The 22947-nt window shown below is 46.0% G+C and carries 14 protein-coding genes and 2 pseudogenes; 4 read left to right on the forward strand and 12 right to left on the reverse strand.

The window, feature by feature from the left end:
• Positions 1–68: 68 nt before the first annotated feature.
• Both znuC and znuB read left to right on the forward strand, forming a co-directional pair.
• Positions 69–855: pseudogene (gene znuC, locus KW548_14235) on the forward strand (zinc ABC transporter ATP-binding protein ZnuC).
• Positions 848–1633: a zinc ABC transporter permease subunit ZnuB gene (gene znuB / locus KW548_14240; GenBank protein QXX06241.1), complete on the forward strand. Its 786-nt coding sequence runs from the start codon at positions 848–850 to the stop codon at positions 1631–1633. Before znuC ends, znuB begins: the two are co-directional and overlap by 8 nt.
• A 78-nt stretch (positions 1634–1711) precedes the next feature.
• On the opposite strand, the gene purF is transcribed toward znuB, so the two are convergent.
• From purF to fabB, 10 genes and pseudogenes are all read right to left on the reverse strand, one after another.
• Complete coding sequence (purF, locus tag KW548_14245) at positions 1712–3226, reverse strand: amidophosphoribosyltransferase (GenBank protein QXX06242.1); 1515 nt, start codon at positions 3224–3226, stop codon at positions 1712–1714.
• Positions 3227–3261: 35 nt separating this feature from the next.
• Positions 3262–3753 (reverse strand): CvpA family protein, encoded by a 492-nt coding sequence (locus KW548_14250; GenBank protein QXX06243.1) that lies wholly within the window; start codon positions 3751–3753, stop codon positions 3262–3264.
• 62 nt (positions 3754–3815) lie between these two features.
• The gene (locus tag KW548_14255) at positions 3816–4361 is read right to left on the reverse strand and encodes an SPOR domain-containing protein (protein QXX06244.1); all 546 of its coding nucleotides are present in this window, start codon (positions 4359–4361) and stop codon (positions 3816–3818) included.
• Positions 4362–5627 carry a bifunctional tetrahydrofolate synthase/dihydrofolate synthase gene (gene folC, locus KW548_14260; GenBank protein ID QXX06245.1) on the reverse strand — a complete coding sequence of 422 codons (1266 nt, stop codon included), beginning with the start codon at positions 5625–5627 and terminating at the stop codon, positions 4362–4364.
• A 44-nt stretch (positions 5628–5671) separates the two neighbouring features.
• Complete coding sequence (gene accD, locus KW548_14265; protein ID QXX06246.1) at positions 5672–6598, reverse strand: acetyl-CoA carboxylase, carboxyltransferase subunit beta; 927 nt, start codon at positions 6596–6598, stop codon at positions 5672–5674.
• 176 nt (positions 6599–6774) lie between these two features.
• A complete protein-coding gene (truA, locus tag KW548_14270) occupies positions 6775–7569 on the reverse strand; it encodes a tRNA pseudouridine(38-40) synthase TruA (protein QXX06247.1) in 795 nt (264 codons plus the stop codon).
• Positions 7570–7661: 92 nt separating this feature from the next.
• On the reverse strand, positions 7662–13727 hold the full coding sequence (locus KW548_14275) for an AAA family ATPase (GenBank protein QXX06248.1): 6066 nt from the start codon (positions 13725–13727) through the stop codon (positions 7662–7664).
• Between the two features lie 201 nt (positions 13728–13928).
• Positions 13929–14942, reverse strand: a complete 1014-nt coding sequence (locus KW548_14280) for an aspartate-semialdehyde dehydrogenase (GenBank protein ID QXX06249.1) — start codon at positions 14940–14942, stop codon at positions 13929–13931.
• Positions 14939–16073, reverse strand: a pseudogene (locus tag KW548_14285) (4-phosphoerythronate dehydrogenase). The gene KW548_14280 and the pseudogene KW548_14285 overlap by 4 nt, the downstream one beginning before the upstream one ends.
• A gap of 230 nt (positions 16074–16303) precedes the next feature.
• On the reverse strand, positions 16304–17515 hold the full coding sequence (fabB, locus tag KW548_14290; protein ID QXX06250.1) for a beta-ketoacyl-ACP synthase I: 1212 nt from the start codon (positions 17513–17515) through the stop codon (positions 16304–16306).
• Positions 17516–17643: 128 nt separating this feature from the next.
• Between fabB and mnmC the strand changes: the two genes are divergently transcribed.
• Positions 17644–19662 (forward strand): bifunctional tRNA (5-methylaminomethyl-2-thiouridine)(34)-methyltransferase MnmD/FAD-dependent 5-carboxymethylaminomethyl-2-thiouridine(34) oxidoreductase MnmC, encoded by a 2019-nt coding sequence (gene mnmC / locus KW548_14295; protein ID QXX06251.1) that lies wholly within the window; start codon positions 17644–17646, stop codon positions 19660–19662.
• A 52-nt stretch (positions 19663–19714) separates the two neighbouring features.
• Here mnmC and KW548_14300 read toward each other — a convergent pair whose 3' ends face one another.
• Together KW548_14300 and KW548_14305 are read right to left on the reverse strand one after the other, a co-directional pair.
• Complete coding sequence (locus KW548_14300; protein ID QXX08081.1) at positions 19715–20239, reverse strand: NAD(P)H-dependent oxidoreductase; 525 nt, start codon at positions 20237–20239, stop codon at positions 19715–19717.
• 140 nt (positions 20240–20379) lie between these two features.
• Positions 20380–20643, reverse strand: coding sequence for a YfcL family protein (locus KW548_14305; protein QXX06252.1), 264 nt, complete (start codon positions 20641–20643; stop codon positions 20380–20382).
• Between the two features lie 158 nt (positions 20644–20801).
• Between KW548_14305 and KW548_14310 the strand changes: the two genes are divergently transcribed.
• On the forward strand, positions 20802–22940 hold the full coding sequence (locus tag KW548_14310; GenBank protein QXX06253.1) for an LruC domain-containing protein: 2139 nt from the start codon (positions 20802–20804) through the stop codon (positions 22938–22940).
• Positions 22941–22947 lie beyond the last annotated feature (7 nt).

A 22947-nucleotide genomic window follows, 5' to 3' on the forward strand; every position in this document is an offset into this window, starting at 1 on the left:
ACTCTCTGGCGTTAAAGTGCGACAAATGTTACATTATAACACTAGTTATTTGCAAATGAGTTCCATTCATGTCGGCACTGGTCGAACTTCAACAAGTTTGCGTTCAATTTGATGAGCGTAAAGTCTTAGATAACATTAGCCTCCAGCTTAAAAGAGGCGAGATCACTACTTTAATTGGTCCCAATGGTGCGGGTAAATCTACATTAGTAAAAGTACTTTTGGGGCTGCAAAAAAAGTTCACAGGGTCAGTAAAAAAAAGCAAAAGGGCTCAAGATTGGCTATGTCCCTCAAAAGCTAAGACTCAATGATTCACTTCCTCTAGACGTTAAACGTTTTATGAAACTCGCTGGCAAATACAGTGAGCAGGAACTCCAAGATGCACTTAAACTTGTTGGTGCCGAGCACCTGCTAAGGGCCAACATGCACTCGTTATCTGGAGGTGAAAACCAGCGGGTTCTGTTGGCGAGAGCATTACTACAACGACCTGACCTACTCGTACTTGATGAGCCAGCTCAAGGTGTTGATGTTCAAGGACAGATTGACTTATACGAATTGATTGATACCATTCGCCATCGCTTTAGTTGTGCGGTATTCATGGTCTCACACGATTTGCATCTTGTAATGGCTAAAACGGATGATGTCATCTGCTTACACCATCATATCTGTTGTTCAGGCGCACCAGCGGATATCACTAAGCACCCTAATTACATCGCTCTTTTTGGGGAAGTTCGCAGCGAATCTCTCGCGTTTTATCATCATCAGCATCAACACCATCATCATGATCTCGCTGGAGACCCGGTTCTGGGTGCTGCATCTTCTTGTTCCCATCATTCACACGGCCATCACCATGATTGAGTTTTTGCTACCTTCTATTCTTGCTGGGCTTGGTATTGCAGCAATTGCTGGCCCACTTGGATCATTTGTCGTCTGGCGTAAAATGGCCTATTTTGGCGATACTTTAGCACATGCTTCCTTAATGGGCCTTGCTCTGGGTTTCTTGCTCGACGTCAACTTATACCTTGCTTTGATCGTCTGCTGCCTTGCGCTGGCTTTCATTCTGGTTGCATTACAAAGACAACAGCTTGTGGCTACCGATACTTTGCTGGGGATCTTAGCCCATAGTGCACTTTCACTGGGCCTTGTTGCAGTGAGCTTTCTTGACAATGTTCGTATCGATCTTATGAGTTATTTATTCGGTGATTTACTTGCAGTAACCCCGAACGATCTCTTCTATATCTATGTCGGTTCGGCAATAGTTTCTGTCATCTTGTTTTGTTTCTGGCGCTCGTTGCTCGCAACAACAGTGAATGAGGATTTGGCTGCTGTTGAAGGACATAACGTTGATTTAATGCGACTAATCTTGATGGTTATGGTTGGTCTCGTGATCGCTATCGGTATGAAGTTTGTCGGTGCATTGATAATGACATCACTTTTGATTATACCAGCAGCCACTGCACGACGTTTCTCAAAGACTCCGGAGCAAATGGCTTTCACGGCTTCTTGTATTGGTGCTGTGGCAGTCTTACTTGGTCTAAGTATGTCTTGGCATTATGACACCCCGGCAGGCCCTTCCGTTGTTATCAGTGCTACGGCGATGTTCATGTTAGCGCAGGCTTATCGCACAAAACACTGAGGTCATGGAAAGATAAAAGGGTTGACGCAATGCGCCAACCCTTTTATCGAGCCTCAAGAAAGAGCGTCGTCGCCAGTCCTACGCTCCCTCATTATGTAACTCTAGATTAGCGAGATCTTGTTGAATCTCTCTCTGAACCTTAGCATCATCGCTACGCAAAGATTGTAAAAAGTCCAAGTACTTCTGATCGATATCACCAGTGACATATTGACCATTGAAAACCGATGTTTCAAATTGAATGATATCCGTATTACCCATGCCTACGGCTTCTACTAGGTCATCCAATGTCTGGAATATCAGCTCATCGGCACCGATTTGCTTACATATCGCATCATTGTCACGACCATGGGCAATTAACTCATTCGCATTTGGCATATCAATACCATACACATTAGGGAAACGTATCTCTGGTGCCGCTGAAACCATAAAAACTTTCCTAGCACCGGAGTCGCGAGCCATTTCAATAATTTGTTCTGACGTAGTACCGCGAACGATTGAATCGTCAACCAATAGAACATTTTTGTCTTTGAATTCCGAACGAATCGCATTCAGCTTGCGGCGCACTGACTTTTTACGCTGTTGTTGCCCTGGCATAATGAAAGTACGACCAACGTAACGGTTTTTCACAAATCCCTGACGATAAGGTTTATCGATAGCCTGTGCGATTTGCAAGGCTATATCACATGAAGTTTCTGGGATTGGGATAACCACATCAATATCAAGATGGCTATATTCATCACGAATACGCGCACCAAGTTTCTTACCCATTTCTACGCGAGCACTATAAACCGAAATTTTATCAATAAACGAATCAGGTCGTGAGAAGTAAACAAACTCGAAAATACATGGATTAAGCACAGGGTTATCAGCGCACTGCTTGGTATGTAACTCACCATCAAAAGTCACATAAATAGCTTCTCCCGGAGCGACATCACGGATGAAATCAAAGCCAACAGCATCCAAAGCAACAGACTCTGAAGCAACCATGTATTCTATCGTCTCACCGACAACACGCTTACCAAGGCATAGCGGACGAATACCATTAGGATCACGGAAAGCCACCATACCGTGACCTATGATCATTGCAGATACAGCGTAAGCACCACGGATAGCTCGATGTACGTTAGTCACTGCACGAAAGACATCTTCTGCAGTGACATTGCCTTTGACTGTATCAATTTCATGGGCAAGCACATTGAGTAGGACTTCAGAGTCAGAAGTCGTGTTGACGTGACGGCGGTCTTTCTCAAATAATTTCTCGCGAACTTCAGCAGCATTAGTCAAATTACCATTGTGAGCGAGAGTGATACCGAATGGAGAGTTTACGTAGAAAGGCTGAGCTTCTGAGGCACTAGAACTACCGGCTGTTGGGTAGCGTACATGACCAATACCAACCGTTCCCTGGAGGCGTTGCATGTGTTTTGCTTCAAACACATCCTTAACTAAACCGTTCGCCTTTCTCAGACGAAAACGATTGCCTTCTATGGTACAAATACCCGCGGCATCTTGGCCACGATGCTGCAATACAGTCAGTGCGTCATAGATAGACTGGTTTACAGGCGTTGTACCCACGATTCCAACAATACCACACATGTCCTAACCCTCGATTTGCGACAATGGCTGGCGCGTTATAGCGCGCCAGATAAGAAACTTGATGTTGCTTGCAAGTGCTCAAAGAAAGGCGCAATGATACGGCTAAATTCCGGTACCAGTTGCGAACTCCTCCACCACTCTGAGTCTGGAAACGATGTAAACGCATCCATAAAAAACAATGCAGCAGAAACAATCAAAACACCACGCAAGCCGCCAAAGACGACGCCAAGTACTCTATCTGTTCCCGACAAGCCTGTTTTCTGTACTAATTGAGCGATGACATAATTCACTATAGCCCCCACGATTAGCGTTGAAACAAACAAGGCTGCGATCGCGGCTCCGTTACGAAACATGTCGTCTTGGATATTGGAGAAGTACACCGCTAATTTTGCGTAGTACTGACTGGCGATAAAAAAAGCACCAAACCAAATAACTAAGGACAATGCTTCTTTTGCGAAGCCTCGAATCAAACTGATCAATGCCGATAGGCCGATCACACTCAAAATGACAATATCTAACGAATTCATCTGTTCTTACATCTTAAGTTGGCGCGCATTTTAACAGAAAAAACGCCGACGCAAACGTTTTCTTATGGATTTAGTGGCTTAAATTTAAGCAATCGACCTTTAGAGCCGGTTATTTTTTCGAGTTCTGTCACTTGTTGCTCTAGCTTATTCTTAGAAACATCAGGACCGATAATGACACGAGTAAAACCGTTTTCGAGTTTGGTATGAGCCTGATAGCCACGCTTTTGAAGGTCTTTTACAACATTTTTTGCATTCTCAGCATTCTTCAACGCCATCAGTTGAATAATCCATGCGCTGTCTTGATACTCATTGCGTTCTGGAACTTCCTTTATCGCAACTGGCAGTGGTTTATCATCCGTTGCTTCAACGGATGGCTCTATGCCTTGTACTAATTCTACCGGAGTCTCAGGTAGGCTTGCGGTGTCATCGACAGGTTCAAGCACATCGAAACTTTCAACATCGCTATCGAGCTCTGGCTTAATAGGGATACTGGCAATTTCTTCTTCATAGTGCGTTTTCTTGCCATCAAGGACATCGGGCAACACGATAACGCCAATTGACACCAGTAAAATGGTGCCAACCAAACGATTTTGAAACTTACTCGCCATTTACTCTCCTTGGTTCTGCCAGAATTCGAGAACTTCACCGACAGTATGGAATGATCCCACCACTAAAATGACATCTTCAGCCCCTACGCTTGTCATGGCAGCTTTAAAAGCATCAACAGGGGTGGCAAAGCGCTCGTTGCCTTCGGGTAAGAATTTACAAAGCTCATCAGCGCTCGCCGCTCTCGGGCCTTGCAGTGAAGCAGGGTACCACTGACTAACAACTGGAGATATAGCCTCCAACGTCGTTTTGATATCTTTATCGTGTAACATCGCAACCACGGCGTGTATATTTTTGCTCGAGAACTTTTGTTGAACGCGTTCTACCAAGTACTCAGCCGAGTGCGGATTGTGCGCCACATCGAGAATGACTATTGGATCGGTACTCACCACCTGCATTCTTCCTGGTAACTTTGCTTCTTTCAAACCTTTTACAATATTGATGTCAGAGATATCGAGATGAGAAGTAGCAAGCGCCATTAATGCTGTGGCGGCATTTTGTAACGGTAATCCCGGAACAGGCAACTCATCAAGCTCATAAGAGCCATGTGTCCAACGCCAGGTATTCTCACTTACCAATTGGTAGTTGTATTGGATTTCTACCTGAAACAGTTCAGCGCCTATATCATCAGCGTGTGCTGCAACTGTTGACGGTGCTTTAGGCTGACCACAAATCGCTGGTTTACCAGTGCGATAAATGCCTGCCTTCTCGAAACCGATGACATTGATATCATCACCAAGCCAGTCAACATGATCAATCGCTAGGCTGGTAATGATAGAAACATCGTGGTCAACAACATTCGTCGCATCCAAACGCCCGCCTAAACCGACTTCAAGTAAGACAACATCCACTTTTTCAGTTTGGAACAGGCGCAATGCCGCTAAAGTCCCATATTCAAAAAAACTTAGACTAATATCGCCACGCTGCTTTTCAATAAAGTCAAACGCTTCAGTGTGCTTCTCATCAGCCAAATCTTGACCATTAATACGGACACGTTCGTTATAGCGAATCAGGTGGGGTGAACTGTAAACACCAACGGAGTAGCCTGCATCAAGCAATATGGCTTCCATAAGTGCACAAGTGGAACCTTTACCATTGGTCCCCGCGACAGTAATCACGGTAGGAGCAGGTTTAACTAGGTTGGTTTTCTCGGCGACAGCCTTAACACGATCTAAGCCAAGATCGATAGCAGAAGTGTGTATGTTTGTTAAATAATCAAGCCACATCGCAAGAGAGGATGTGGCTTGAGGAATTTGGGATTGACTCATCTAACTCTAACCAAGTCATTGTGGTTGTTTGTTAGTATGTTACTTTACCCTTTTTTGTCCGCTTCTGGTACAGAATAAGCAGCTTCATTTTGTGAATCGTTAACAGAAACGACCAGAGGCGAAGGTTGGTTAGTCATTTTCGCAATCAGGCTACCAATGCGCTGACGCATTTCTCGGCGATCAACAATCATGTCGATAGCACCATGCTCAAGCAAGAACTCACTGCGCTGGAAACCTTCCGGAAGATCTTCACGTACCGTCTGTTCGATAACACGACGACCAGCGAAACCGATCAACGCTTTAGGCTCACCGATATTTACGTCACCTAGCATTGCCAAACTTGCAGAAACACCACCCATCGTCGGATCAGTCATGACTGAGATAAACGGCAGGCCTTTTTGAGACAGACGCTCAAGTGCAGCACTGGTTTTCGCCATTTGCATTAGAGACATCAAAGCCTCTTGCATACGTGCACCACCACTTGCAGAGAAACAAACAAGACCTGTGTTGTTCTCAATAGCCGCTTCTACAGCGCGAACAAAACGAGCGCCAACTACAGAGCCCATTGAACCGCCCATGAAAGAGAATTCAAATGCACAAGCAACGATAGGGAGGCCTAACAGCTCACCTTTCATTACAATAAGAGCATCTTTCTCACCGCTGCTCTTTTGTGCAGCTGAGATACGATCTTTGTATTTCTTTGAATCTTTAAACTTAAGCTTGTCTTGAGGTTCAAGCTCGTCCGCAAGTTCTACGCGGTTGTTTTCATCCAAAAATGTTTCCAAACGACGACGCGCTTTCATACGCATGTGATGATCACATTTTGGACATACTTCTAGGTTACGCTCTAGTTCAGCGTGATAAAGCACCTGTTCACAAGATGTACATTTGGTCCATACACCCTCAGGGATGGACGCTTTACGTGAACTAACAATGTTGCTTTTTTCTAAAATCTTTTCAAGCCAACTCATGGAAGACCTTTTTATCTCATCGCCTCCGCACTTTGCGAAGGACAAAAATTCTGAATTTACGCGAGAGGATTAAAGCATATAAAATGCCAAGTGTAGACAAAAAACTGGTTGTACCTATTTCTTACACTAGTATCTCACGCCCTAAAGAACTGATTAGTTGGACAATTTAGAACGAACTAGTTCAAATTGTCTGGCAAAAATAGTGGCCCAATTGGCACTCTTGGCAATTCAAATTCTGCGGGATAATCAACATCAACCAAGTATAGACCTTCAGCCTTAGCTGTGGCACCAGCCAGTTTGCGATCTTTCACTTCTAACAGCCAGTTTATCCACTCCGGAGGCTGTTCGCCGCGCCCTACACATATCAAACTTCCGGTAATATTACGTACCATGTGATGTACAAATGCATTGGCTTTAATATCGATGACAACATATTGCCCATGACGGGTAACATTCAGATGCATCATATTGCGCCAAGGGCTACGTGACTGGCAATGGATGGCACGAAAAGATGTAAAGTCATTCTCGCCCAGCAGATACTGACCCGCTTCATGCATTTTGTCGACATCAAGCTCACCGTGATAGTGGCTCACCCCTGATGACAAAATACCTGGTCGTAGGGCGCTGTTAAATATGATGTAACGATAACGACGAGCTGTAGCAGCAAAACGGGCATGAAATTCTTCAGGTACCTCTTTCGCCCACCTAACCGCAATATCACTTGGCAAGTTTGCATTAGCGCCCATCGTCCAAGCAACTATCTTTCTATTCGCCGTGGTGTCAAAGTGAACTACTTGCCCAGTACCATGTACGCCTGCATCAGTGCGACCTGCACACTGAACCTCTACTGGGTGGTTTGCTACGATGCTCAGTGCACGCTCAAGCTTTTCCTGAACACTTTTCACTTCTTTCTGACGCTGCCAGCCGAAGTACTGAGTGCCATTGTACTCAATACCTAATGCAATTCTCATCGGGGTGATCTCTTCAAAAACAGGCCGAGAAGTATAAACATTTTTACTCAAAAAGATAAGGGGCTCCCCGCCCCCTCTCTGATGACTAAACTTTAGCTAGCGTTAATCGCATCGATAAGATTTTTGGCTTCTCGACGGATTTCATCACTACCATCGACAATCGCTTCCTCAAGCAGCTTAATTGCTCCTTGTGAATCATTCATCTCAATGTAGATCTTGGCCAAATCAAGTTTACCTGCGGCCTCCGAGTTACTATCGACATCAACATCACCTATCTCACCGATAACGTCAGGGAAGTCACTCAGCCCAACATCTAATTTCAGATCTTCTTCCTGAAAGTCCTGCTGCTCTTCTTTTTCAACTTCAGCCATCAACTCATCGATAGTTCGGAACTCACCTTCCTGAGGTGTGAACTCGTCGAGTTCATCTTGGTCTTCCCAATTTTCATCCAATATCTGAGCTTGTTCAGGACGATTGTTGTCATCCCATACTCCCTGTTCAGATTCCGGGATATCATCCGAAATCTGAGACTGCTGCTCTGGAGAAAGACTGAATCCATTCCAATCCTCTCCCACTTCCAACATGGCCTCAATATCCATACCTGCGCTATCAGAAGTCAGAGGATCTGGAGACTCAAAATCAAAACTTGTTGACTGCTTCGGATCTTCTTCCGCAAGCAGCTCATCAAACGCATCCTCATTGTATTCATGATTTGCTAGTTCTTGTGCCGCTTCAGAAGGTATTTCTCCCAAAGATGGTAGCTCCAATTCATCTAGCTTAAAGTCAACATCTTGAGAGCCAGCATCAAATGCTGCCGCTAGGGCATCTTGTTCATCGAATTCAGGCAGATTGTCATAGTCTTGATCGGCTGATGCGTTGGGTTCACGTTCCTCTAATTCAACATTACTCTCTGTCGGAGCTGCGTCACCAAATTTAGGTATATCTAGATCGGCTAAATCCAACGACTCACTGTGTAATGTCGAATCGCTTGATTGTGTTTGAAGCTCAGGCTCCTGTGCAACATCGGCTAGTGCATCGTCTTCACTGTATTCTGGAAGATCTAGGTCATCCAGTTCCAATGACTCTTCAGACTCAGCGACAGGCGCTTCAAGCTCTGGCTCTTGTGCAACATCCGCTAGTGCATCGTCTTCGCTGTATTCTGGAAGATCTAAATCATCTAGCGCTAACGACTCTTCAGACTCAGCGACAGGCGCTTCAAAGTCTGGCTCTTGTGCAACATCCGCTAGTGCATCGTCTTCGCTGTATTCTGGAAGTTCTAAGTCATCCAGTTCCAATGATTCTTCTGACTCAGCGACAGGCGCTTCAAGCTCTGGCTCTTGTGCAACATCCGCCAGTGCATCGTCTTCGCTATATTCTGGAAGCTCTAAGTCATCCAGTTCCAATGACTCTTCAGACTCAGCGACAGGCGCTTCAAGCTCTGGCTCTTGTGCAACATCCGCTAGTGCATCGTCTTCGCTGTATTCTGGAAGATCTAAATCATCTAGCGCTAACGACTCTTCAGACTCAGCGACAGGCGCTTCAAGTTCTGGCTCTTGTGCAACATCCGCCAGTGCATCGTCTTCGCTGTATTCTGGAAGTTCTAAATCATCTAGCGCTAACGACTCTTCAGACTCAGCGACAGGTGCTTCAAGTTCTGGCTCTTGTACAACATCCGCTAGTGCATCGTCTTCGCTGTATTCTGGAAGTTCTAAATCATCTAGCGCTAACGACTCTTCAGACTCAGCAACAGGTGCTTCAAGTTCAGGCTCTTGTGCAACATCGGCTCGTGCATCGTCTTCGCTGTATTCTGGAAGTTCTAGGTCATCCAGTTCCAATGACTCTTCTGACTCAGCAACAGGTGCTTCAAGCTCTGGCTCTTGTGCAACATCGGCTCGTGCATCGTCTCGTGCATCGTCTTCGCTGTATTCTGGAAGCTCTAGGTCATCCAGTTCCAATGATTCTTCTGTCTCAGCGACAGGCGCTTCAAGTTCTGGCTCTTGTGCAACATCGGCTAGCGCATCGTCTTCGCTGTATTCTGGAAGCTCTAAATCATCTAGCGCTAACGACTCTTCAGACTCAGCAACAGGCGCGTCAAGTTCTGGCTCTTGTGCAACATCCGCTAGTGCATCGTCTTCGCTGTATTCTGGAAGCTCTAAATCATCTAGCGCTAACGACTCTTCTGACTCAGCGACAGGTGCTTCAAGTTCTGGCTCTTGTGCAACATCCGCTAGTGCATCATCTTCGCTGTATTCTGGAAGCTCTAAATCATCTAGCGCTAACGACTCTTCAGACTCAGCAACAGGTGCTTCAAGTTCTGGCTCTTGTGCAACATCCGCTAGTGCATCGTCTTCGCTGTATTCTGGAAGGTCTAAGTCATCCAGCTCCAATGACTCTTCTGACTCAGCGACAGGCGCGTCAAGTTCTGGCTCTTGTGCAACATCTACCAGTGCGTCTTCTTCGCTGTATTCTGGAAGCTCTAAATCATCTAGCGCTAACGACTCTTCAGACTCAGCAACAGGTGCTTCAAGTTCTGGCTCTTGTGCAACATCCGCTAGTGCATCGTCTTCGCTGTATTCTGGAAGATCTACATCATCCAGTTCCAATGACTCTTCTGACTCAGCGACAGGCGCGTCAAGCTCTGGATCTTGGGCAACATCCGCTAGTGCATCGTCTTCGCTGTATTCTGGAAGTTCTAGGTCATCCAGTTCCAATGACTCTTCTGACTCAGCGACAGGCGCGTCAAGCTCTGGATCTTGGGCGACAGGCGCGTCAAGCTCTGGATCTTGGGCAACATCCGCTAGTGCATCGTCTTCGCTGTATTCTGGAAATTCTAGGTCATCCAGTTCCAATGACTCTTCTGACTCAGCAACAGGTGCTTCAAGTTCTGACTGTTCAGCAGCAAGCGTATCAGCCATGAGATCATCAGATATTGACTCGGACACTTCATCTTCAATCAGCCAATCATCATCTTCCGGAACCCCAAATTCATTTGGAATAGCTTCAGGCATTGGGGGCGCTGGTTGCTCTATTGCTGGTTCTGGAGTCTCTTGAGTCTCTTGAGTCTCTTGAGTCTCTTGAGTCTCTTGAGTCTCTTGAGTCTCTTGAGTCTCTTGAGTCTCTTGAGTCTCTTGAGTCTCTTGAGTCTCTTGAGTCTCTTGAGTCTCTTGAGTCTCTTGAGTCTCTTGAGTCTCTTGAGTCTCTTGAGTCTCTTGAGTCTCTTGAGTCTCTTGAGTCTCTTGAGTCTCTTGAGTCTCTTGAGTCTCTTGAGTCTCTTGAGTCTCTTGAGTCTCTTGAGTCTCTTCAGATGATGTGTCCGTTTGCTCCTGCTGAGCAAGTAAATCTTCCTCAACAGGCACATTTTCTTCAGCAGCAACGGCAGTGCTCTCATCTAACTGTGCTGAAGAAGTAACCGGAACTTCACGACTCTCTTCCAATTCAGAACTTGGGTTTTCGACTTCATCAATAGCAGACGTCAACCAGTCATCTTCATCATCTTGCTCAGACTCGGAACCCGCCGCTTCCGGCTCATCGAGTTCAAGGGGTTCCATATCGCTTGAGAGAGCATCCTGATTTTCGTCCTGGGCCAAATCAAACTCAGACTCTTCGTCTAATTGAGGGCTTTCCACCTCATCAATCGCTGAGGTAAGCCAATCATCCTCTTCTGGCTCTGGCTCTGGCTCTGGCTCTGGCTCTGGCTCTGGCTCTGGCTCTGGCTCTGGCTCTGGCTCTGGCTCTGGCTCTGGCTCTGGCTCTGGCTCTGGCTCTGGCTCTGGCTCTGGCTCTGGCTCTGGCTCTGGCTCTGCAAAGTTTGAGTCATCTTCAGGTTGCGCTGCAACAACTTCCTCAGATACTGCTTCACTTAAATCGGGTTCATCCAAATCAAGCTCATCGAGCAATGGATCACCTTCGGGCGCAGCGCTCAACATGTCATCGATAAAATCTTCACTGGAGAATTTATCATCACTTGCCGGTGTTTCAGGCTCTTCGCCTTGTTTTGGTTGATTTTCCTCTAGCTCAACTAATGGGATCTCTTCCTCTGGCACTTCCTGAACTGGCTCTTCGCTCTGTTTTTCTATTTCGAGCAATTCTTCAAATAGATCAGTCCCTTCATCACCGAGCTCTTCAGAAATAGGCTGTTCCTGCTGCGATTCCGCTTCAAATATATCATCGAGTAACTCAGTGCTATCTTCTAGAGAAGCGATATCATCGATGTGATCATCGGTTAGAAATTCATCCAGTGTTTCTGTAGAGTCCGCATCCAGTTCATCGCTATCTTCAGTGATTAGTTCATCAAAGCTGGTGTCACTATCACTACTTAGGTCAAGATCATCACTTAAAAAGTCATCTAGCTCATCATCTTTACTGAAATCTTCGGTTCCATCATCGTCGATAAGTTCATCAAGTAGCTCTGTACTGCCTTCATCGAGGGTCGGTGTTGGTTCTTCAACTAATTCATCCAGCAATGCAGTTTCATCGAGTGCTTCCGCTTCAAGTTTTTCAAGGTCCGCCTGGGCTTCTACTTGTGAAAAGAGGTCATCAATTTCACTGTCTGAAGCTAAATTCGGCTCATTGGCATCAGTAGCCTCGACACTACCGTCGTTACCGCTGAGATCGAAGTCATCACCAGCCTCATCTAACAATGAATCGAAATCCAGATCATCACTTGAGTCATCAGAATCCGTCTCACTAAATAAATCATCTAACAGTGATTGATCCAATTCATCGGTCCCAAGATCTTCTGAATCTCCATCTGATGCCAGCAATGAATCTAACTCGTCTTGAGAAATCTCATCGTCATCATCAGATAAGTCGAATTCTCCTTCCGGTGATTCGTCTTCAATAATGACCTCATCTAGCGCACGCTCCATCTCTTCTAGGCCGAGCGCTTTATCTTCGCTGTTAACACTGATGCCATTAGTGCTGGCATCTAGATCAGCGAGCGCTTCGTCCAGTTCGCCATCATCACCAATACCGGCGAATGGATCTTCGCCATCTTCACCTTCAAGGTTGAAATCGAGATCGTTATCTTCTAAGTCGGCAAAGACATCTACTTCGCCATCTTCTTTAACTTCATCTAAACCAGAGTCATCCGAGAACAACTCCTCTTCATCGTCAGTTGATTCACCAAACAAGTCATCATCAAGCAACAAGTCATCATCGACCTCTTCATTTAATGAATCAGGAGTAATTGGTGCGACAGGTTGAACGGTTTGTTCGGTGGCGGTTTGTGCTTCTGAGTCTTCTTTCTTACGACGACCCAGCAACATCATGATCAGCAAGCCAATCAGCAAGCCTGGGATAATGGCGGCAGCAGCGACGAGCCATGTATTAGAGAGCAACTCATCCAGTGGTGATGGTTTCATCTTTTGCTCTTCTGCTAAACGTAAACGTTCAGCCTCTAGCAACTTCTCAACTTCAGTACGAATTCGAGATTCATCACCCAGCTCATCTTTTAGTACGTCCACTTCAGACTGAACATCAGCAAGCATTAGGCGTAATTTATGATTCTTCTCTTCCAGAGCCATCAACTCGCCTTCTGAACTTTCGAGTTGCTTTTCCAAAGTCGAAACTTGCGCTTTTTGCTCTTGCTTGGCTATTTTTGCTAAATCCGCATTTGGCTGCATTGCCGGTTTTGTATCATCCATCATTGGCTTTTCAGCGTCAGATGGTTTCATCTCTTGTGGTTGCTGCTGAGGCCGGGTTTGCGGGGTTGGGCGAGAAACCGCAGGAATATCCGTCAAGCGTGCTTGATGGGCCGCCATGACATTAACGGCTTCTTGTGTCGAAACGCTTTGGACTTGCGCTAGAGAAGGAATTCGTAGCGTACTACCTGGGATAAGCTCGTGGATGTTTTGATTTTCAAATGCTTGAGGGTTGAGCTGATACACAGCAAGCAACGTTTGTTGCACAGAAACGCTGGCGGATGGACGCAAACGGCTAGCAATAGCCCAGAGTGTTTCTTGAGAAGTAGTTGGTCCATAAAAGCGAGAAGGCTCGTTGTTACGCAGATCTTGGGGGACAAAATCAGAATATTGCGGCGATGCTTGGATCTCGCCATCAGGTCCCTTAAGGCGAATAGTTTCTGCACTAACAATCGATGTCTGAGTCACGGCTACTAATGCAACAGGCAGCAGCAGACACTTAAAAATTCGAAGCATAGAAGGCTCAGCTATGTGCTCAATAAATTTTAATGTAATGATCTGTTAAATATATCGGATAAACACGCGAAAACTATAGGCGCATAGCTAAAAAATGTGTGGCTGCCGCCATATTCGCACTAATCTCACACTAAATTTTGGAATCTGATTAAAAAAGCCTCACACAATGGTGAGGCTTTGCTATGAAAGTAAATAATACGATCAGTAATAGTCGCGAATCAGCACTTCTGCAATCTGAACTGCATTGGTTGCTGCGCCTTTGCGAACGTTATCTGCTACAACCCATAAGTTGATGCCACTATGATGGCTAATGTCGTTGCGAATACGACCTACCATCACGTGATCTTTACCACCGGCATCACGAACCTGTGTCGGGAAATCGTCACCATGGAACACTTCAACACCTTCGGTCTGCTCTAGTAAATTCGCCACTTCCTGAGCATCAATTGGAGCACGTGTTTCGATATGAAGTGCTTCTGCATGACCGTAGAATACAGGTACTCGCACACAAGTCGGGTTGACCGTAATTGACGAGTCATTAAAGATTTTTTGAGTTTCCCACACCATTTTCATTTCTTCTTTGGTGTAGCCATTTTCCATAAACTGGTCAATTTGTGGCAGACAGTTAAAAGCAATCTGCTGCGAGAACTGTTCACTTTCAGCCGGCATGCCATTAAGCAGTTTAGCCGTTTGACCTGCCAACTCATCGATACCGGATTTACCAGCCCCAGAAACGGATTGGTAAGTCGAGACATTAATACGATCGATACCCACAGCATCATGAATCGGCTTAAGTGCTACCAACATTTGAATTGTCGAACAGTTCGGGTTAGCAATGATGTTGCGGTTTCGGAATTCGGCAATCGCTTCAGGGTTAACCTCAGGCACAACCAAAGGGATGTCATACTCATAACGGAATTTAGAGGTGTTATCGATCACAATCACCCCTTCATCAGCAGCGATTGGCGCCCACTTGGCCGATAATTCTCCCCCAGCGGAAAACAAGCCAATGTGCACCTGAGACCAATCAAAATCTTCTACATTTTCAACTTTGATGGTCTTGCCGTTAAAGCGGTAAGTCTTGCCTTCACTACGCTCACTGGCTAGCAGAAAAAGGTCACCAACAGGAAACTTACGTTCCTGAAGTACTTCGAGAATTGTTTCACCGACTGCGCCGGTCGCACCTAAAATGGCAACGTTATATTGCTGGCTCATTGACTTACCTCAATTTGAAAACCTAATTTCGCTAGTGGTTGCAGGTTAGTTTCTGCATTTCCTCTTAGCGTGACTGCACTATATTCACGGCGCTCCCAGTAGTTCTTACGCATCAAGTCAAATGCACCAGGTTGACTGATTTCACGACGGAACAATGCATCGTCTTTACGCACATCATAGACCAGTTGCGTCAGGTTATGCAGCGTTGCCTCTTCCCAAGCCCTGTCCAATACCAAGGTCGGCACTGGAGCTGTTGGCAGAAGCTCACTGGCATGTGCACGTAAATCGTTATTCAGAAACTCGCAGAAGCGATTAAAAATCATTGTTGTTCCGCGAGCTTTTCCCTCTAAGCCATAACCGGCAACATGAGGGGTTGCGAATGCTAGCAGAGGCAGAAGCTCCATATCAACCTCTGGCTCGAATTCGAACACATCCAATGCAGCAATAAAGCCGTCTTGTTTTCTCAAACGAGCTTTCAACGCAGTATTGTCAACAACTGGCCCGCGCGCCGCATTGATTAAAATTTGGTCACCACGTAACTTATTCAACACAGTTTCATTGATTAGGTGATGAGTCGGAAAATCGCCATCACGAGTGATTGGAGTGTGAGTCGTAATGATATCTGCTTGCTCAAACAAGTCATCTAAAGGGGTGAAGTTGCGTTCATCTCCCGCCGCTTGCTTTGGAGGATCGTTGATAAGCACCTTAATACCTATACCTTCCAAGCATTGTTGCAGGTAGCTCCCTACCTGGCCTGCACCAATGATTCCAACGGTTTTATCAAATACAGAAAAGCCTTGTTGCTGCGCAAGCACTCATCATAACGCTGAACGCATACTCTGCTACACCGACCTTATTACATCCTGGTGCCGCGGTGAAAAAGATGCCTTTATCTTTGAGTAACGCCTGATCAACATGATCCATACCAGCGGTTGCTGTTCCAACAAACTTAAGCCGATTCGCTTTGGAAATCAGCTCGTCATTCACTTTGGTAACGGAGCGAATCATCAACGCATCTACATCGACTAAGTCATCGGCGCCCAGCGTACGTCCGGATTTTAAAACAACTTCGCCCAGCTGGCTAAAAAGTTGCTCAGCGTAAGGCATATTTTCATCAATTAGGATTTTCATGGCTTCAGAGATTTGATTTGGGAATGGCAGTGATTGTGCAGAAAAGCGCAGTCTCTGTCGAGCACTAGCGGCAGAAAGAAAATGCCCGGCATAAGCCGGGCAAAGTTCCAGAACAAAAGGATCCGGACCCGCTCTCCATGGGTCAGAGTCTGCGTCTGTTCAACTACGTTTTGTTTCAAAGCGTAGTCAAGCTCTGGAAACCTGTATACTGGGACCACCCAGCTGTTAAGTTAGCCTTGGTATTTTTTGATAACCAGTGTTGCGTTAGTACCACCAAAACCAAAGCTGTTAGACATTACTGTCGTCAATTCTGCATCACGTGTTTCAGTCACAATGTCTAGACCTAGAGCTGCCTCATCCAGATTTTCAACGTTCACGCTTGGTGCGATGAAGTTGTTGTCTAGCATCAGCGTAGAGTATATCGCTTCATGTACGCCAGCCGCACCAAGAGCATGGCCTGTCATCGCTTTTGTCGCAGAAATTGCTGGGCTGTTGTCACCAAACAACTCTTGAATAGCACCTAGCTCTTTTACGTCACCAACTGGTGTGGATGTACCGTGAGTGTTCACATAGTCAATAGACTCTACGTCTTGCATTGCCATCTTCATACAACGCACTGCACCTTCACCTGATGGTGCCACCATATCGTAGCCGTCAGACGTCGCGCCGTAACCTACGATCTCACCGTAAATCTTCGCGCCACGTGCCAGAGCGTGTTCAAGCTCTTCGATAACCAGCATACCGCCGCCACCAGAGATAACGAAACCATCACGATCGGCATCGTAAGTACGAGACGCTTTGTCTGGTGTTTCGTTGTACTTAGTTGATAGTGCGCCCATAGCGTCAAACATCATAGTTTGAGACCAATCTAGCTCTTCACCACCACCCGCGAATACGATGTCTTGTTTACCTAGCTGGATAAGTTCCATTGCGTGGCCAACACAGTGTGCAGAAGTTGCACATGCAGAACTCATGGAGTAGTTCACGCCGCGAATTTTAAACGGCGTTGCAAGACATGCAGAAACCGTTGAAGACATAGTGCGTGGAACCATGTAAGGACCCACACGTTTTACGCCTTTCGCTCGCATTGTGTCTGTCGCAACAGTTTGGTTCAGTGCAGATGCACCACCAGAACCAGCAACAATACCTGTGCGATCGTTAGAAACTTGCTCGTCAGTCAGACCCGCGTCTTCGATAGCTTGCTGCATTGATAGGTATGCATACGCAGCCGCATCACCCATAAAGCGCATCTGTTTACGGTCAATGTGCTCTGCTGGGTTGATTTTTAGATCACCCCATACCTGTGAACGAAGACCTTGTTCTTTAAACTGCTCAGAGGCAGTAATACCAGATTTACCTGCTTTTAGAGACGCTAAAACTTCTTCGACGTTGTTACCGATACTCGAAACAATACCCATACCGGTGATTACGACTCGTTTCATTATGACATTCCTATAATTCAAAAATCTGCCAGATGATAACTAAGTTACCTATGAAAAGTGGTCAGCTTTCCCGGAAAACCGTACAATCGCCACAACTTTATCGTCTTCATCACAAAAATTCAGACATTATGACCTCAATTACCAATGCTCAGCTGGGCTGGAACGACGCCGGAACCCCAGTATCAGACCAGTTTGATGACGTTTATTTTTCCAACGTAAACGGGCTCGAAGAGGCCCGCTACGTTTTTCTTCATCAAAATCATCTGCCACAAAGATGGCAGGATTATGACCAACGTCGTTTTGTCATCGGAGAAACAGGTTTTGGTACTGGTCTGAATTTCCTCGCAGTTTGGCAATGGTTTGAAGAATTTAGGCGTCAAAACCCGGATGCGCCACTAAAAGAGCTGCATTTTGTGAGTTTCGAAAAGTACCCTCTGAGTAAAGATGACCTGATTAAAGCTCACCAAGCTTGGCCGGAACTGGCTGAATACGCAAGAAAATTACAGCAATATTATCCAATTGCGGTTCCAGAGTGCCACCGAATTGTCCTTGAAGACGGCGCGATAACCCTAGACCTATGGTTTGGTGATATAAAAGATTGCATGCCTAACGTCCCTGTTGGTGAACAAGGGTTGATTGATGCATGGTTTCTTGATGGTTTTGCTCCCAGCAAGAATCCTGAAATGTGGAACCAAGAGCTGTTCAACGGTATGGCAAAACTTGCTAAACAAGATTGTACCTGTGCCACTTTCACTGCTGCTGGTTTCGTGAGACGGGGCTTGATTGAAGCCGGTTTCGAAATGAAGAAAGTCAAAGGCTTTGGCACCAAACGGGACATGATCGCTGGACACCTAGCCCAGCGAAAGCCTCACACTAACCACAAGCCTTGGTTCCATCGAGATAGCAGTAGCTCGACTCAGTCCGTAGCGATTATTGGCGGCGGCATTGCCAGTGCCACGCTAGCAAAAACGCTCATTCGTCGAGGGATAAAAGTCACACTATATTGTCAGGATTCAGAGGCTGCACAAGGTGCTTCCGGTAATCGCCAGGGCGCAATCTACCCATTGCTGAATGGTTCTCATACAGGTGTGTCCCGCGTCTTTGCTCCGGCTTTTTTGTTCGCTCGTCAATTTATTGTTCAAGCAGCCCAATCGATTAAGTTTGAGCATGATTGGTGTGGCGTGACTCAACTTATGTGGGATGAAAAGTCACAAGCCAAATTGGAACGCATGTTGAGTGGTAATTTTGATAATGGTCTTATCCACCAACTTGGCGTTGAACAAACCAACCAAATACTTGGCTTGCCGGTTGATATGGGCAGCGTGCATTACCCACTTGGGGGATGGCTATGCCCAGCTCAACTCACTCAAGAGTTGATTAAACATTTATCCCAAACTCCACTGTTTGAAGTACGTTATCAAACTAAGATAGACGATATGCGTTGGGATGAAGCACACGCAAGCTGGACATTAAGCAGCGGTGACAAAACCTTCACTCACGATACTGTTGTGGTAGCCAATGGTCATCAGTTCAGTGAATTACCTCAGACGAAAGACGTCCCTCTTGGTCAGGTTAAAGGTCAGGTGAGCCATATTCCGACCAACAGTGAGCTCAGCAAACTCAAAACGGTGCTTTGCTACGACGGCTATATGACGCCGGTAAACCCAAATAACGGATTTCATTGCATTGGTGCGAGCTACGACAGAGAGAATCTGAATCGTGAGTTTGATCCTGTCGCCCAACAAGGTAACGGAGACAAGCTACGTAAATGTGTCCCAGAACAAAGCTGGCCCCACCAAGTCGATACCTCAGGTAACCAATCACGCCAGGGTATTCGTTGTGTGAGCCGAGACCACTTGCCATTTATTGGCAGTGTCGGAGATTTAGACAAAACCAAGCAGGTTTACCACAATCTGCAAACCACTAAACTGGGAGACGCAGAAAAAGCGCCGTCCTATCCTAACCTGTTTTGCATGCTTGGTCTGGGTTCGCGCGGCTTAAGCTCTGCACCGCTCTTAGCAGAAACCTTAGCTTCACAGATATGTGGTGACCCACTACCGCTACCAGTGGACGTATTGGAAGCGCTTCATCCAAGCCGTATGTGGGTAAGAAAATTGAGAAAAGGCAAAGCCATCACTGAGCTCTAAAGTGACAAAGAGAGCTTACCGAGTCATTCTCTATAAGCTCTCTTTCTTAACATCAAGGTAGCATTGATACAGCAGCTTTGACTTGCTCAGCCACTTCCAGACTTTTAAACACGCCGGACTCCAAATCAAAATTGTCGTAAAAGCTTGGAATAGATAAGGAGGCTTTCACTTCAGCGCCAAAGTATGGAGCAGAACCTGTTGCAGCAGCTAATACATTAGATGCACCGCCAGGGCCTGGTGATGTTGAAAGGTAAATGGCTGGTTTATTGGCAAATACGTTACGCTCAATGCGTGTCGCCCAATCAAACAGGTTTTTGTAGGCAGCAGGATAAGAGCCATTGTGCTCGGCGAAAGAAATAACCAACGCATCAGCCTGAGCAATGTCTGCCAAAAACACTTTCGCCCCCTCAGCCTGACCGATTTGCTTTTCTTTATCTTCACTAAACAGCGGAACATCGTAGCTGTTAAGATCCAAAATAGTCACCTCTGCTCCTTCAACTAGATGAGCAGCATAAGTGGCTAACGTTTTGTTGATAGACGTTGAGCTGGTTGAAGCTCCAAAAGCGACAATCTTCATAATCTGATTTCCCATTCGTTTCTCTATATGTGCTTAGAAGAATATCACTGAACAGAAAAGCAACAACCATAAATAATTTAAGGGGTTGTTCGAAAAACTCGAACACCCCCCTTATTTAAGATAATTTAGTGTGATTCTGGTTAGGCGTTGTTCACTAGCTCAACCCATAGGTCATTGACAATAGTGCGGTCAGCAGGAGTAAGTTCTGAGCGAGCGTCATCCAAACTACTTTGAATGCGTCGTTTAAGTTCTTCTAAATCGTTGACGCCTTCTTCCTCACATGAAGCAGCTGATAGAGAAATATGCCCACGTAGGTAACCACCAGCAAACAATTCATCATCAGATGCGTTTTCAATACGCGCATCAATCATTTCTAGCAGCTTTTCTTCAAATTCAATAATCATAATGCTCTATTGCCCAGGTCAGTTTGATTCTCAAAAAGAGTGCAGAGCTTCTCACATTGAGAAAATTAACGCAAACCCTAGTTATATCAAGGGCTGACAGCATGGCACGCGCTGTGCAATTCCTCAACTATTCAACGAAGTTAAGCGAGGAAAGACCCATGGAAAGAAAACAAACGGCTTTGAAGATATCAGTGATGGTCAGTACCTTGTTTCACGCATCGTTCACCTTTGCAGAGACACCATTTACCTCGTGTCCCACTCAGGCATTTTTAATTCAGAATCCAACAGGCACGCCAGTTGCCTATGGTGTCAACATCGACGTAGGTAGCTATGTAACCTTGGATTCCAATCTAGATACTGCAAAGCTAAATGGTGTGGGTTATAGCAAACATGACGACTTCATTTACGGCTGGGACTATGGTACGGCTTCGCTATCCCGAATTGATTCCACCTTTACAAAAACCTTACTCAATGTCAGCAAGCCTTCTGGTGCACCAACTTCTATCTATGTGGGTGACGTATCACTTGATGAAAACGCCTGGTATGGCTATCGACCAAGCTATGGACTCTACAGAATTGACTTAGATACCCTTGTCATGGAGCTTTCATCACCGCCTAGCCAATTCGGCAATCCTGCAATATACGATTTGGCCTTTCATCCTGACAACAGCCTGGCGTATTCCATCGATTCAAATGGTTACCTGTGGGAGATTGATGTCAACGCCGGTACTTCCATCCGACTGAACCAACTGTTAGATAAAAATGTACTCGGATATCGCTTTACTTTTGGTGCGGTCTATTTCGATGTCGATGGTAATTTCTACGCCAGCAACAACAGCAATGGGTATGTCTTCAAAGTAACCATCAATGGAAACAACTCCAGCGCAGACTTTTTTGCTTATGGCCCTTCCAGTAACTCCAATGATGGTGCTCGCTGTGCTCTCGCTCCAGTCGAGCCCAGTGAATACACCGATTTCGGCGACGCACCAGACAGTTACAAAACGACTTTCGCCTCCTCCGGTGCACGTCATGGTATGTCAGATCTTAAATTAGGCTCTGTTATCGATGGAGAGACCGACGGCAGCCCATATCCGCTTAGCGATGATACTTCAGATGGTTCGGACGATGATGACGGTATCCAATTCCCTGTTCCAATTCAGGTCGGACAAACCAGTAAAATCATCGCAACGGCTGCGGGGACATCTGGCAGTTCAGTACTCAATGCTTGGATTGATTTCGATCGAGATGGTGAGTTTGAGTCTAACGAAATCATCATCAGCGACCAATCGATGAGCGATAGTACTGGCGACATCTTCTTCACTGTTCCAACTTGGGCTGTCACTGGAGAGACTTGGGCTCGATTCAGAATTTCCAACACATCGGGCATTGGTCCAAGCGGCGGTGTTCCCGCTGGTGAGGTGGAAGACTATCTGGTCGACATTACAGAAAGCGGAGTGGTAACTGAACTCTACCCCAGCGGTGGCGGATACACTTCTTTCGCCTATGAAGATCAGTATCCGAGAAGCGGAGACTATGACATGAACGATGTACTGATGAACGTTAAGTACACAGAGTACCAGCTCAATGGTCAAGTCATTCGTATGAAAATGGAAGGCAAGGTCGCCGCTCTCGGTGGTAACTACCACTCAGGTTTCGCAATTCGATTACCCAATGTGGCAAGAGAAGACATAAAATCAGACTCCATCCAACTTTACGTGAATAACGCGCTGCAAACTGCGACCGTGCTCGAAACAGACACAGTTGATGCCGTATTCATCATTCACGAAGACTTATGGGACATTACTGAATCAGGTGAGGCCGAAGAGTGCACTATGTTCCGAACTCAAGAAAACTGCGGCACAAGTTATCGCCCAAGTTGGAGCCTAACCTTCTCGTTTGAAAATGCAGTCAACACATCAACTATGCCAGAGTTCCCGTATGACCCATTTATATTTGCAGCACCTGGTCATTATTACGGTGATATCGGTTATCAGTTGACAGGCGGGTTCCCAGGACGAGGTTTAGAGATTCACCTCAAAAACCAATCCCCGACCAGTAAGTTTGACACGCGATACAAGTCTTACGGTGTCGATGCATCAAGTGGTAATACCCACTACCACGACAACAAAGGGCTACCTTGGGCTATAGAAATCCCTACTACTTGGCAACATCCGTACGAACAGGTCAATATTTTAGAGGCTTATACCAATTTTGACGATTATGCCGAAGACGCCACAGGTCAAACTGAACCGACCTGGTACGAAACTTCTGTAGATGGCAAAATTTATATCGACTAAGGGAGAG

The sequence above is a fragment of the Vibrio neptunius genome (genome assembly GCA_019339365.1).
Lineage (GTDB): Bacteria > Pseudomonadota > Gammaproteobacteria > Enterobacterales > Vibrionaceae > Vibrio > Vibrio neptunius.

Coding starts and splice junctions, on each gene's coding strand:
- znuB (QXX06241.1), top strand. CDS start 848: ATGATTGAGTTTTTGCTACCTTCTATTCTTGCTGGGCTTGGTATTGCA.
- purF (QXX06242.1), bottom strand. CDS start 3,226: ATGTGTGGTATTGTTGGAATCGTGGGTACAACGCCTGTAAACCAGTCT.
- KW548_14250 (QXX06243.1), bottom strand. CDS start 3,753: ATGAATTCGTTAGATATTGTCATTTTGAGTGTGATCGGCCTATCGGCA.
- KW548_14255 (QXX06244.1), bottom strand. CDS start 4,361: ATGGCGAGTAAGTTTCAAAATCGTTTGGTTGGCACCATTTTACTGGTG.
- folC (QXX06245.1), bottom strand. CDS start 5,627: ATGAGTCAATCCCAAATTCCTCAAGCCACATCCTCTCTTGCGATGTGG.
- accD (QXX06246.1), bottom strand. CDS start 6,598: ATGAGTTGGCTTGAAAAGATTTTAGAAAAAAGCAACATTGTTAGTTCA.
- truA (QXX06247.1), bottom strand. CDS start 7,569: ATGAGAATTGCATTAGGTATTGAGTACAATGGCACTCAGTACTTCGGC.
- KW548_14275 (QXX06248.1), bottom strand. CDS start 13,727: ATGCTTCGAATTTTTAAGTGTCTGCTGCTGCCTGTTGCATTAGTAGCC.
- KW548_14280 (QXX06249.1), bottom strand. CDS start 14,942: ATGAGCCAGCAATATAACGTTGCCATTTTAGGTGCGACCGGCGCAGTC.
- fabB (QXX06250.1), bottom strand. CDS start 17,515: ATGAAACGAGTCGTAATCACCGGTATGGGTATTGTTTCGAGTATCGGT.
- mnmC (QXX06251.1), top strand. CDS start 17,644: ATGACCTCAATTACCAATGCTCAGCTGGGCTGGAACGACGCCGGAACC.
- KW548_14300 (QXX08081.1), bottom strand. CDS start 20,239: ATGAAGATTGTCGCTTTTGGAGCTTCAACCAGCTCAACGTCTATCAAC.
- KW548_14305 (QXX06252.1), bottom strand. CDS start 20,643: ATGATTATTGAATTTGAAGAAAAGCTGCTAGAAATGATTGATGCGCGT.
- KW548_14310 (QXX06253.1), top strand. CDS start 20,802: ATGGAAAGAAAACAAACGGCTTTGAAGATATCAGTGATGGTCAGTACC.